We start from the raw sequence: 12,452 nt of genomic DNA, 5'->3' as shown, positions 1-12,452 counted from the left end.
TTTCCTAAAAAATATCCTAATCTAATGAATATAACGCTTTATACTAAAATCGAAACGGGTACCTTCTCCTTCTATTGAGGTTACCTTAATAAAACCACCAAGGCTGCCTACGATCTTTTTTACTGTAGAAAGCCCGATTCCATGACCTTTTTTTCCCTGCCGGTCCTTTTCTGCGGCTGTGGTGAAAAGCTCAAAGATCTCATCGTGTTTATTATCTGGAATACCAATACCGTTATCCTGTATGCTAAAATTGAAAAATTCACGGTTCTCTGTACAATCTATATCAATAATGATCCTTTCGTTGCTATTATATTTAAGACTGTTACTTATAAGATTCATAAAGACTTGCCCTACAGCCGCACCATTACCATAGATTTTAAGATTGTTATCAGGTAAATTGATTTCGCAATTTTCAGCGATGTTTAGAAGGTCTATAATATCTTCTAATAGATCGTTAAGGAAGAATTCCTGATCTTTATCTGCATCTACATTGCTGGAATAGTGATCCAGAAGTCCGTTGATATAATCACTAAGGGTAAGCCCTGATTGCTTGAGATAATTTAAATATTTAATTCCTTCTTCGTCCAGGTTTGAAGAATACTTTGCTTTCAGAATGTCTGCAGTAATGATCATATTAGCAAGCGGCATTTTAAGGTCATGCGAAACAGTACTGGCGAATCCCCTTAAAATACGGTTGTTGTCATCAAGATCATTTTTCAGTTTCTCGAGTTCTTTATTCTTTCGCCGGTATTCAAATAATACTTCGACCTGTTTGGCCAGAGCTTTTAACGCAGTTTTCTGGGCATCGGTTAAATGATGTTCTTTAGAGTCTAAAACGCAAAGCGTGCCGAGTGGTAAACCTTCTTCATCTAAGATTGGAGCACCTGCATAAAACCTTATAGCACCTTCCTTGGCAATAGCAAGAGGATTATCCTTGAAACGAATATCTTTTAAGGTATTGGGAACCTCAAATAATTTTTGAGGCTCTAAAATAGCATGCCCACAAAAGGAAAACTCTCTTTCAGACCTTTCTATTGATGTTCCCACTTTAGACTTAAACCAATTGATCTCCCTATCCAGAATTGAAATGATCGCTATCGGCGTTTCGCATATAGCACTGGCAAGTTTGGTGATGCTATCATAGGTTTCTTCAGGAAGCGAGCCAATGATATCAAGGTTTTTGATTGAATCAAGCCTTTTTTCCTCATTAGCGGGAATTGCGGGACTTATCATTAATAAGAAATCAAGTTTTTAATTTGTTAAAGAAAACTAAAATAAATGAGACTACCAAGCTCTAAAATTGCCCTTTTTCAAAGACTCCAAGGCCAAATAGTGCAAAGTCATATTTCACAGGATCCTGAGGATCCATCTTTCTTAAGTTCTGGTCTAATTCAGCCAGGGCTTTGGCATCGTTCATCTTTCTTTTTAGCAATCCTAGTTTCCGGGCAACGTTTCCTGAATGTACATCCAAAGGACAGGATAACTGAGAAGGAGAGAGGTTTTTCCAGAGTCCAAAATCAACCCCAGTTCTATCATCTCTCACCATCCATCTTAAGAACATATTGATACGTTTTGCAGCGGAATTCTTTAAAGGATCACTTACATGTTTTTCGGTTCTCTTTTCATGGGGGATTTCAAAAAATACTGATTTAAAATTATGGATCGCTGGCTGCAAACTATTGATTTCAGAGCCTTCCGTGAAAATTCTCTCAAGACCCGTATGATTTTGGTAAATATTATTTAATGCCTTTATAAAGTATTTTAGATCTGTAGAATTAAATGTTCTATGTACAAAACCATCCAGGTTATCAAGATCACTTTCCTGATGATTCACTACAAAATCATATGGACTCATATCCATTAGTTTCATCAACTTCTCAGAATTGTTAAGGATACTTTTTCTGTTACCCCAGGCGATAGTAGCGGTAAGAAATCCGGCAATTTCAATATCCTCTTTTTTAGAGAAAAGATGTGGGATTTGAATAGGATCAGATTCAATGAATTTAGGCGTGTTATACCTTATAACTTTCTCGTCTAAAAATTCCTTTATTTCTGATCGGGACAATTTCATATTTTATCATTCCTTTTTGCGCGTGCAAAGATATAGTTTCTCTACAAAGACATGGTTTTTTACGGTTAGTATTGATCATGATTATCTAAACCCTTAGATTCAGCTTTTGATCTTCATTTTCCGTATATTTAATTGATAATGAGTAAAATACGGAGTTATGAAAAATCTTGTTTTCATATTACTGACTTTCCTGTATTTCACTATCTCCCATACAGAGCAGGATAAGTATCAGAAAGACCGCCATCAAATGGTAGCAAACCAAATTGCAGCCCGTGGCATAAATGATAAAAATACTCTAAAAGCAATGCGTAATGTGCAAAGACATCAGTTGGTACCACAAGAACAAGTAGAGAATGCATATGAGGACAGGCCTTTACCCATTGGTCATGGACAAACAATTTCACAACCTTTTATTGTAGGCTATATGACAGAGATTATCAACCCCCGTTCGGGAATGAAGGTTCTGGAAATAGGTACGGGTTCTGGCTATCAGGCTGCCGTGCTTGCAGAGATAGTAGATGAAGTCTATACTATAGAGATCGTTGAACCTTTATATAAAACTGCAAAAAGCAATCTCAATAATCTAGGTTATAATAATATTAAAATGAAGCATGCAGATGGATTCTATGGTTGGGAGGAACATACACCTTTTGATGCCATAGTGGTTACCGCTGCTTCAGAATTTATTCCTCCACCATTAATAGAGCAATTAAAAGAGGGCGGTAAAATGGTAATTCCGGTTGGAGCCCCATTTACAGCCCAGCATTTAATGCTGGTTGAAAAAAAGAAGGATGGGAAATGGAAAACAAAAAACTTACTTCCTGTACGCTTTGTTCCCTTTACCCGCAACTGATGAGCTTCTCATACTTCAACCGACTTATATTTTCAATTGGATTGCTTTCTGTTTCAATGATCGCTTTTCAGTTAAGCCTGATGCAATATTTGTCTATTGTTCAGTGGTATCATTTTGCCTATATGGTGATCGCTATTGCACTTTTAGGATTTGGTGCTGCCGGTACCTTTCTCGCATTATTCCGAAATTCATTGATCCAAAGAATAAAAGTTTTACTCCCTTTATTTATTACCCTTTCAGGAATATTTATGCCTCTCAGTCTTTGGCTATCAGGGCAGCCTTTGTTCCGTTTTGACACCTATTTACTTTTTGTAGAGCAAAAAGAGATCTGGCGATTATTATTATTCGAGCTGCTATTCTTTCTGCCATTTTTCTTTTGTGCATTGGCTATAGGGATGGTATTTATAAATTATGCTGACGGGATCGGGAAGTTGTATTTCAGCAACCTTGTAGGATCAGGTCTAGGCGGGATTTTGATAATAGCTCTATTCTGGATGGCTTCCCCTTCACTAATTCCTTTTGTAACCGGGTTATTAACCTTGCTGGCATCTTTTGTTATTTTATCATCTCATAGAAGAACTTTGTTGATGGGAATAAATATCGTCACTGCTTTGATGCTCTTATTCTTTGCGATCAACAATCCCATCCATATAAGCATCTCCCAATATAAAAGTCTTAGCCGAAGCCTTGATCTGCCGGATACTACTATTGAAACTTCAGAAAACAGTCCTTATGGCTGGGTTCAATATATTACCTCGCCGGTATTACGCTATGCTCCCGGTCTTAGTTTGTCTTATACCGGTGAAGTACCTGTAATTGATGCCATCTTTAATAATGCCGAATGGGCCGGCCCTGTTTTAATTTCTCAGGAAGATAGTAAGATCCTTAATTATACCACTTCTGCAGCCGCTCTGGAGATTATGGATCCTCAGAAGGTCCTGGTTTTAGGAGCCGGCACAGGGATCAGGACTCATTATTATAGTTTCCAGGATATTCCTCAAATTGACCATGTAGAACCAAATCCTCTGCTCTCAAAACTTTCTTCGGAAACCTCGAACTTTGGCAGTAATGTTAATCAACATCAAAAAGATGGACGGTCTTATCTTTCTGAAAATAAAGAATTATATGACATTATCAGTATTCCAGATATTGGTTCTTTTGGCGGCACCGCTGGTCTTAATGCGATCCAGGAAGAATATTTGCTTACTACTGATAGCTTTTCTCAGATATATGATCATCTAAATGAAAATGGAATTATAAGTATCACGGTATGGATGGATTATCCATATAGAAATCCTTTAAAAATCACTGCAACGCTTGCAGAAACATTAGCTCAAAAAGGAATAGAAGACCCTGAGAACTACCTGATAGCAATTAGAAGTTGGAATACCATTACCTATTTAATGAAGAGAAAAGCATTTTCTAAAAGCGAAATTGATGGGCTGAGGAACTTTTGCGACCGACTTTCATTTGATCCGCTTTTTCTTCCGGGAATATCTTCAGAGGAGAGAAATACCTATAATAGCCTGGAAGATGAAAACCTCTTTAAGTTAACTGATCGTTTGATTTCAGGTGATCGCAAAGATGTTTATGAAACCTATGATTTTAATCTAAGGCCTGCTACAGATGATCGTCCATATTTTTCGCAATTTCTTAAGTGGAAAAACTTCAGTCATTTGCAGAAGCTTTTTGGAGATCAGTCGGCTTCGTTCTTTGAACTTGGATATCTAATAGCTGCAGTGACCTTTATACAGTCACTTCTGCTAGCAATTCTCCTTATTGTTTTGCCTTTATTTTTTCTGAAGAGAAAAATGAATAATAAATCATGGACCCTGCTTTATTTTGCCGGGATTGGTATAGGCTTTATGTTCGTTGAGATCGTACTTATACAGCGGTTTATTCTTTTTCTTGGTCATCCGGTTTATTCCGTAGCAGCTGTGATCAGTTTTATGCTGGTAATTTCAGGTATAGGAAGCTGGTACTCTTCAAATTTAAAAATCAGCCTGATTTCCATTCGAAAGATCGCTTTAGTGATCGCAGGAATATTGGTTCCTTATACAATTGGATTACCCTGGATTCTTGATACGGGGATGGGATTTGATATAGGAATAAAGATGCTGTTTGCTCTAGTATTGATTGGTATTCCTGCTTTTTTTATGGGAATGCCTTTTCCTCTCGGCTTGCGATACCTTTCAGAAAAGAATGAACAAGAAGTGCCCTGGGCCTGGGGGATCAATGGATGTTTTTCAGTAATAAGCACATCATTGGCAACTATCCTGGCTATAGAAGCAGGATTTACTGTACTTATATTATTTGGCGCTGTCGCTTATTTGATTACGATGGCTAGTTGTTTTATTCAATCCAGAAGCTGAGGCTACGAGATTTGAATTAATCATTGATAATCTCTCCATCTACCATGGTAAGTTTTCTATCAGCCATGTCTGCTAATTCCTCATTATGCGTAACGATTACGAAAGTCTGGTCAAATTCGTCTCTTAGCCTGAAAAATAGCTTATGCAGATTTTCTGCAGATTCACTATCGAGATTTCCTGAAGGCTCATCGGCAAATATCACTGCCGGATTATTAATAAGACTTCTGGCCACTGCAATTCTTTGCTGTTCACCACCACTTAATTCGCCAGGTTTGTGAGTAGCCCTGTTCTTCAGCCCAAGAAAACTAAGTAATTCCATGGCTCTTTTTTCAGCATCTTTCCTGGGAGTTTTATGGATAAATGCTGGAATACAAATATTTTCCAGTGCCGTAAACTCCGGAAGTAACTGGTGGAACTGAAAAATAAACCCAATATGTTTATTTCTGAATTTGGAAAGTTCACGGGATTTTAATCCATAGATATTCGTACCGTTTATTTCTAATTGAGAATTTTTCTTTTTCGTGGGTTTATCCAGCGTACCTAAGATCTGTAATAACGTAGTCTTTCCAGCACCGGAAGCACCAACAATAGAAACGATCTCACTTTTTTTAATATGAAGATCTACAGATTTCAGGACATGCAGGTCTCCGTAGTATTTATGAATATTCTTGGCAATTATCATTTAGGAAAAATAAGTGCTCCGAAAATAGCCAAATTAGACAGATTCCCCAAGCTTAGCTTCGGAATAAGTTTTTTATGTTATTATAATCAATGAAATAAACTATACGCAAACTTAAATTATGCCTTGCCGGCCTGGCAAATAGGTTATCCAGGCTTTCATCAAATTCCAGATAGCTTAATTTATCTTCGTTAAAGATCGAATTCCGGTACAATAAAATGGCTTCACTTCCCGGAGCAAACTGCCAGCGATAACTAAGATCAAGATTCCAGATATTGAAGTTGGCATCTGGATTATTATCATCATTAATCTCATAATCAATACTGGTTAAATCCCCATTTTCCAGAAGTCTTGCATATCCGTTCTGAGCAAATCTGGCTGTAGACCAGAAGTTTCGGAAACTAAGGTTTAAACCCTGTTTTGTATTAAAATTATAATTTCCGGTTATAGAATTTTCAATGCTTTTCTGGTCTCTGATTCCAAATATAATATCATCATCAACCTTATTTACATAGCTGGGACGGTCATTCTCGAACCTGTATAGAAAATCATAGATGATATTAAACCGATCACTAAATCTAAATCTTGGTTGAATATTTAAATTAAAAAAGTTTTGCTCAGAGTTGAAATATTCTTCAAAACGTAATCTTACATCGATAGCCATTTTTTTGCGATAATCTGATGAAATGAAAAAGGACATATCAGAGAAATCATTGTAAGTAATATAGGTGTCTTCAGTTCTGGGTTCAAAAAAGTCAAGGAATTCTGAATTATATCCCAGGTTTCCTCCAAAAGCAAACCTTTTTCGTGTCATTGCAAAGAAATCTGCGCCAATACCGTTGTTAACAGTAACATCTGGCTTATATCTACGTAGATGCTGACCGTATAAATTAAACTGGTAAGTATTATAATTACCTTTTGGTTCGAAGATCTGGTAGGTTAAAATCCCAGAGAAATTATTGTAGTTATTCGTAAAGTTTACTCCTAAATCATTGATGTCGTAAGTTTCATTAGAAAATCTGTGATCTACGCTATATCTGAAATTTCCCTTGGTCCTTGCAAATGATAACATAGAAGCAAATCCAGTCTTATTCTGACCTGGAAGATTCACATTACTCATTTTTGCTTCACCTGCAACATTGAAAGAATTGGATTTATTATATACATCAAAGAGAAAACCGGTTACATTCCCATCCCTGAAATTTCCATTCCTGGTCACATTGGTGTTAATGAGAGTTATAGAGCTATTCTTATTAAATCTCTGGTCCAGTACCAGGATATTATAGTTTGCTACAGCTTCAGTGGTCTTTCTTCTCCTATTTCCGGTAATAGAATCGCGATATACCGCTTCGGCTTTACCTGTGATAGCATTAAAGAAACCAATTCCCAATCCCCGGTCGGTTCTTCCTGAGATCTTCATGGCATTTAAAAGGTCTACTTTCTCTGGATTTTCTATGATCTCTTCATTCTCCAGAAGTTCTGATTGTGCTTCATTAAATCCAATTGGAGTGCTGCCAACCCGGCGGGAATAGAATAGATCTCCTTTGTTGAACAGTTCAGTACCCTCCGTAAAGAAGGCCCGGTTTTCTCCAAAAACCTGCTCAAAAGGGCCAAGATTAAGTTCAACCTCATCATAGGCAGTTTGTCCAAAATCTGGAACAAGAGTCATATCTAAGGTAAAGGAATCATTTATTCCATATTTAAGATCCAGCCCTGCGTTCAAATTAAAATCTGAATTGGAATTGAAATGGTCTATTGCTACTGAAGTGTAGGGGTAGAGGCTAAGTCTAACCGGCGGATCAATATTTTTGATGCCGTTTAAAAGTCCGGTATATTGAGCTGATTCACCAAGGGATTTGTTAATATAGTTCCAAACGTATACAGAATTTAAATGGGTAATGCTCCTGGCAAACTGGATGCCCCATTCCTGTTCAGGCTTTTCGGGAAATCTTAAGGCTGAATAGGGAATCTTCATCTCTACATACCAGCCATCGCTATCTTGAGAAACAGCAGACTCCCAAACTACATTATAACCATAATCTTCATTGGATCCGGTCAATCTTGCATCGGCCTGGGTTCCTGCAGAGGTTACTATGAATCTAGTCTGGTTTTCGCCATCGTCGTATGTATTAAGGTCTAACTGAAAATATTCAGATTGGTTTAGATTATCTCTCTGTGTTAGCTGCCTCATTACCCGGTGAGGTTCATCTTCAAGCAGGGTGGCAGCGATATAAATGGCAGTATTGTCATATAAGATCTTCACACTTGTTTCATGAGAATGTGGTATAGGATCACCATCACCCGGTTCCAGCATCACAAAATTACCTGCAACGTTCGCTTCATTCCAGACATTTTCTTCTATTATTCCATCAATCTTAGGCTGGGATGAAACCTTCTTTGTCTGGTAGATCTTTCGATTATCTGGGATTTTCTGGGAAAAAGAGGTTAGGGAAATTAGAAATAAGGAAAAGAATAATATTTTGTTTAGGGGCATTGATTATGATTGTTTCTTGAAAACCCCGTAAATGTATTACCGATATTAAGATTGGACAAAATAAATCTATAAAATCAAGTTAAACAGAATTCATTTTGTTCACTTAAAGATTAGATTTGTTAAACAAAAATATATATTTGTATCTATGGAAGATAAAAATTTGAAAAGAGCAACTCTAGCAGGAGGATGTTTTTGGTGCACTGAAGCTGTTTTTCAAAGATTAGAAGGAGTAGAGAAGGTTGTTTCCGGGTTTACAGGTGGGAGTATTAAAAACCCAGCCTATCGCGAAATTATCACCGGTAGGACAGGGCATGCCGAGGCTATAGAAATTGAATTTGATCCTACGAAAATAAAATTTGAAGAATTACTAGTTGTATTTTTCGCTACTCATGATCCTACTACCCTGAACAGGCAACAAAATGATGTGGGAACCCAGTACAGAAGCGCTATATTTTACCATGATGAACAACAAAAGGAAACAGCCGAGGAAGTAATTAGGTTACTTGAGAAGGAAGAGTCTTTTCAGGATCCTATCGTGACAGAGATTACCGAAGTAGGTCCCTTCTATATAGCTGAAACCGAACATCAGGATTTTTATAATCAACATAGGCAGCAACCTTACTGTCAATTTATAATAGACCCCAAGATCACAAAACTGAAAAAATTATTTTCTGATAAACTGAAACAAACGAATTAAAATGTCATATAAATTATTCGAAGAGTACGACCAGGATATAACCGATAATTTGCAAAATAATTTCAGGGAGATTATTTCAGGCGTTGGTGAGGATCCAGATAGGGAAGGGGTAATTAAAACTCCGGAAAGAGCTGCAAAAGCGATGCAATTTCTAACCCAGGGATATTCTATGGATGCCGAAACGATCCTTAGAGGAGCTGTGTTTGAAGAAACTTATGATGAAATGGTGGTGGTCAAGGATATTGAACTTTATTCCCTTTGTGAACACCACATGCTACCATTTTTCGGGAAGGCTCATATAGCCTATATCCCGAACGGGAAGATTATAGGTTTAAGTAAATTACCCAGGGTAGTAGATGTATTTGCAAGAAGGTTACAGGTGCAGGAGAGACTCACAAACGATATTCTAGAGTGTCTTAATAAAACGCTGCAGCCTCAGGGAGTTGCGGTAGTTATAGAAGCTGTCCACCTTTGTATGATGATGCGAGGAGTTCAAAAGCAAAATTCTGCTACAACCACTTCAGGCTTCAGAGGTCAATTTAAAGAAATCGAGACCAGGAACGAATTTTTAAAACTCATTAGCTCAGACCTGCGTTAGGCTGTTTGGCATCTTATTTGATTTATGTAAGAAAAATCAAAGCAATGAATATATTCAGAAATAAAATTTTTATAAAAGGACTTGCTTATGATCTTGCCGGTATGGCAACAGTTGCAATTCCTGTTGTAGGGCCATTTCTAGATATTATCTGGGCGCCTTATGCAGCAAAGAAAATGAGTGAAATGTATCCTGGAAGAAAAGGAAAACTGGCTTCTATACTAGTATTTCTGGAAGAGATACTTCCCGGAACCGATATTATTCCAACTTTTACCCTGATGTACCTCTATACATACGTATGGAAGAAAGAGCCTTTAAAGGCCAGGGTCATCGAGGTTGAAAGTTATTAATGTTTGCTTAATTAGTTAATGGAATAAAGGCTGTCATGAGAATGACAGCCTTTATTTTTTTATATCTTTATGGAAGCAGAGAGCATAATATTCCTGCCTATGTTTTGAATACCATCAGGTTTAAGCCTTGATAAATGGGAAATATAGGATTTATCAAAAAGGTTATTACCTATAAGACTCAGGTCTACTTGCAGACTATTCAGTTCGATCTTTGTTCCAAGACCGGCACCGAATAAACCATAGCCTGGTGTTTCTGTTTCGAATTCCCCAGGGTTGTTTTGATCAAATACGTTCTTAAGCCTTATAAATGCATATTTATCTGAAAAGAACTTTCCCTTTTCAAATTCAACCCTAAAAGTGTTAGTAATGGAATTTGCCGGAATTAGTGGTAGATAATTACCATTATTCAGTTTTCCGGTTACTGTCTCAAAACTACTTTCCAGATGCAGCCAGTCCAATGGATGCGGGTGAATATGAAAACCTATTTCTCCTCCATATAAATTCGCATTATCCTGGATATATTCAAATACAGGATCATTCTCTATAGTCTCTCCAGTTGGATTTATAAAAATATAATCATTCACCGAATTAGAAAATGCATTAACGTAGGCTTCAAAATGTTTATTTCTCCATTCAAATGCGAGATCTACCTGGAAATTCTGCTCGTTCTTTAGATCTGGATTTCCTATTTCATACCTGTTCGCCCCATGATGAGCCCCGTTAGAAGTAAGTTCAGATAAATTAGGTGCCCGGAAACCACTTGCCAGATTAAGTCTAGCGATGAATTTTTGTTCTATTTGATATTTTGCTCCAATCGCACCATTGATACTATTAAAATTACGATCTACTGCTTCAATAACATCACCATCTTCGGCGGTAAAAGCTTTACTTTCCAGATTACGAGTATCAAATCTAAGTCCTCCCTGGAAATCCCAGTTTTCCAGATGGTAATGGGTAGTTGCGTAGATTCCAAAATCTGTGGTGGTAGCATCAGGGATCAATAGCTCCTCTCCAAAGTTTTCATTGGTTTGATACATTCCCTGAACTCCGGCAATAGTTTCAAAATTGCCAAATTTCGGAAGGTTATACTTAAAGTTATAATTCAAGGTCTCCAAATGCATTTCTAATGCCGGTTCTCCTTCCTCATGCTCTTCTTCAGGCTCCTCCTCATGTTCTTCCTCTCCTTCATGTTCTTCCTCACCTTCATGTTCTTCGTGATGCTCTTCGAACTCTTTTCTATTGTTGAATTGATACCCGATTTTAAAATCTATGCTTGAGTTTTCAAAATAAAACCTGTTATCCAGGCTTAGAACATGATTATCAATTTTCTGGTAGGGCAGTAGAGGATCCTTATCTGTAGACTGAATGCCTAATTCTTCCGGGATTCCAATTTCGCTCCTGTTGAAATTATATCGCAGATCGGCTTTGTATTTATTATCCTGAAAACCTATACCGGCTTTAAAATCCTTTTCGTTGAATCGCGTGTTGGTAACCCGGTAATCATCGCCGGTTTCATAATCGCTATGTGCGGCATAACTACCGCGGGCAAGAAATTTCAATTTCTCTCCAGAGGTTTTAGCCATGGCACTAAACTGGTAACCATTTGTATTACTAAAATAATCACTTTCAAACTCTGAGTTGGTAGTATTCTCAAAAGCATAACTTTCCGGGTTTAGGTACAAAACACCCCCAATGGCATCACTACCATATAATAATGAAGCGGGTCCCTTGATCACCTCTACACTTCCAATTCCTTTTGAACTAATCCCCAATCCATGTTCGTCACCATATTGCTGGTTTTCCAGTCTTACACCCTGTGTATATACCAGCACGCGGTTAGAACTAAGACCTCTAATTACAGGCTTTCCAATTCCAATTCCGGTGGTTAGACTTTCAACTCCGGCAATTTGGGTGATCCCGTCGGAAAGGTTTATGGCTCCTTTTTTATTCAATTCTGATATACTTTTTCTATCCACCTTCATTACGTTTTCACTCTGTAATTGATGAAATGGAGTTGAAACGATGACTTCTTCCATTTCTATAGCAGAAGGTTGAAGACTTATCTGAATATTCTCTGCAGGTAGGGTGATCTCTTGATTTAAAGTAGCGTAACCAATAGACGAGATAACCATTTTATAATTTCCTTCTGGCAGATTATTAATGCTGAATTTTCCATCAACATCGGTCATGCTTCCTTTCTCCAGTTTTGGAAAATAGACATTTGCGCTAAAAATAGGTTCTCCAGAATCGGCATCGGTGATAGTTCCCGATATTTTATTTTGACCGTATATATAGGTATTCACTGCAAATAGCAGTGTAATTAACAATGTATTTCGCATTA

At 37.4% G+C, this 12,452-nt stretch carries 10 protein-coding genes; 5 read left to right on the top strand and 5 right to left on the bottom strand.

Features of this window, described 5'->3' with window-relative positions; genetic code table 11:
* Positions 1–21: 21 nt before the first annotated feature.
* Both G3I01_RS14140 and G3I01_RS14135 read right to left on the bottom strand, forming a co-directional pair.
* Positions 22–1,233 carry a GAF domain-containing sensor histidine kinase gene (locus G3I01_RS14140; RefSeq protein WP_219548895.1) on the bottom strand — a complete coding sequence of 404 codons (1,212 nt, stop codon included), beginning with the start codon at positions 1,231–1,233 and terminating at the stop codon, positions 22–24.
* Positions 1,234–1,294: 61 nt separating this feature from the next.
* The gene (locus G3I01_RS14135; RefSeq protein ID WP_219552841.1) at positions 1,295–2,065 is read right to left on the bottom strand and encodes a TIGR02757 family protein; all 771 of its coding nucleotides are present in this window, start codon (positions 2,063–2,065) and stop codon (positions 1,295–1,297) included.
* 163 nt (positions 2,066–2,228) lie between these two features.
* On the opposite strand from G3I01_RS14135, the gene G3I01_RS14130 reads away from it, so the two are divergent.
* Both G3I01_RS14130 and G3I01_RS14125 read left to right on the top strand, forming a co-directional pair.
* Positions 2,229–2,924, top strand: a complete 696-nt coding sequence (locus G3I01_RS14130) for a protein-L-isoaspartate(D-aspartate) O-methyltransferase (protein ID WP_219548894.1) — start codon at positions 2,229–2,231, stop codon at positions 2,922–2,924.
* The gene (locus G3I01_RS14125) at positions 2,870–5,296 is read left to right on the top strand and encodes a hypothetical protein (protein ID WP_219548893.1); all 2,427 of its coding nucleotides are present in this window, start codon (positions 2,870–2,872) and stop codon (positions 5,294–5,296) included. Before G3I01_RS14130 ends, G3I01_RS14125 begins: the two co-directional genes overlap by 55 nt.
* Before the next feature lie 16 nt (positions 5,297–5,312).
* Here G3I01_RS14125 and G3I01_RS14120 read toward each other — a convergent pair whose 3' ends face one another.
* Together G3I01_RS14120 and G3I01_RS14115 are read right to left on the bottom strand one after the other, a co-directional pair.
* Positions 5,313–5,978, bottom strand: coding sequence for an ABC transporter ATP-binding protein (locus G3I01_RS14120; protein WP_219548892.1), 666 nt, complete (start codon positions 5,976–5,978; stop codon positions 5,313–5,315).
* Between the two features lie 52 nt (positions 5,979–6,030).
* Positions 6,031–8,469 carry a DUF5916 domain-containing protein gene (locus G3I01_RS14115; protein ID WP_219548890.1) on the bottom strand — a complete coding sequence of 813 codons (2,439 nt, stop codon included), beginning with the start codon at positions 8,467–8,469 and terminating at the stop codon, positions 6,031–6,033.
* Between the two features lie 145 nt (positions 8,470–8,614).
* Between G3I01_RS14115 and msrA the strand changes: the two genes are divergently transcribed.
* From msrA to G3I01_RS14100, 3 genes are read left to right on the top strand one after another with little or no spacing between them, the layout of a single operon-like run.
* Entirely contained in the window at positions 8,615–9,166 is a 552-nt protein-coding gene (gene msrA, locus G3I01_RS14110; RefSeq protein WP_219548889.1) for a peptide-methionine (S)-S-oxide reductase MsrA, read from the top strand.
* Position 9,167: 1 nt separating this feature from the next.
* Positions 9,168–9,764, top strand: coding sequence for a GTP cyclohydrolase I FolE (folE, locus tag G3I01_RS14105; protein WP_219548888.1), 597 nt, complete (start codon positions 9,168–9,170; stop codon positions 9,762–9,764).
* A 44-nt stretch (positions 9,765–9,808) separates the two neighbouring features.
* On the top strand, positions 9,809–10,111 hold the full coding sequence (locus G3I01_RS14100) for a hypothetical protein (protein WP_219548886.1): 303 nt from the start codon (positions 9,809–9,811) through the stop codon (positions 10,109–10,111).
* 59 nt (positions 10,112–10,170) lie between these two features.
* Here G3I01_RS14100 and G3I01_RS14095 read toward each other — a convergent pair whose 3' ends face one another.
* Entirely contained in the window at positions 10,171–12,450 is a 2,280-nt protein-coding gene (locus tag G3I01_RS14095) for a TonB-dependent receptor (protein WP_219548885.1), read from the bottom strand.
* Positions 12,451–12,452: the final 2 nt, after the last annotated feature.

The sequence above is a fragment of the Gramella sp. MT6 genome (genome assembly GCF_019357415.1).
GTDB lineage: Bacteria > Bacteroidota > Bacteroidia > Flavobacteriales > Flavobacteriaceae > Christiangramia.
Note: the sequence above shows the minus strand (reverse complement) of the source record. Positions and strands in the feature narration are given on the sequence as shown.

Coding starts and splice junctions, on each gene's coding strand:
- G3I01_RS14125 (WP_219548893.1), top strand. CDS start 2,870: ATGGAAAACAAAAAACTTACTTCCTGTACGCTTTGTTCCCTTTACCCG.
- G3I01_RS14115 (WP_219548890.1), bottom strand. CDS start 8,469: ATGCCCCTAAACAAAATATTATTCTTTTCCTTATTTCTAATTTCCCTA.
- G3I01_RS14120 (WP_219548892.1), bottom strand. CDS start 5,978: ATGATAATTGCCAAGAATATTCATAAATACTACGGAGACCTGCATGTC.
- msrA (WP_219548889.1), top strand. CDS start 8,615: ATGGAAGATAAAAATTTGAAAAGAGCAACTCTAGCAGGAGGATGTTTT.
- G3I01_RS14095 (WP_219548885.1), bottom strand. CDS start 12,450: ATGCGAAATACATTGTTAATTACACTGCTATTTGCAGTGAATACCTAT.
- folE (WP_219548888.1), top strand. CDS start 9,168: ATGTCATATAAATTATTCGAAGAGTACGACCAGGATATAACCGATAAT.
- G3I01_RS14140 (WP_219548895.1), bottom strand. CDS start 1,233: ATGATAAGTCCCGCAATTCCCGCTAATGAGGAAAAAAGGCTTGATTCA.
- G3I01_RS14100 (WP_219548886.1), top strand. CDS start 9,809: ATGAATATATTCAGAAATAAAATTTTTATAAAAGGACTTGCTTATGAT.
- G3I01_RS14130 (WP_219548894.1), top strand. CDS start 2,229: ATGAAAAATCTTGTTTTCATATTACTGACTTTCCTGTATTTCACTATC.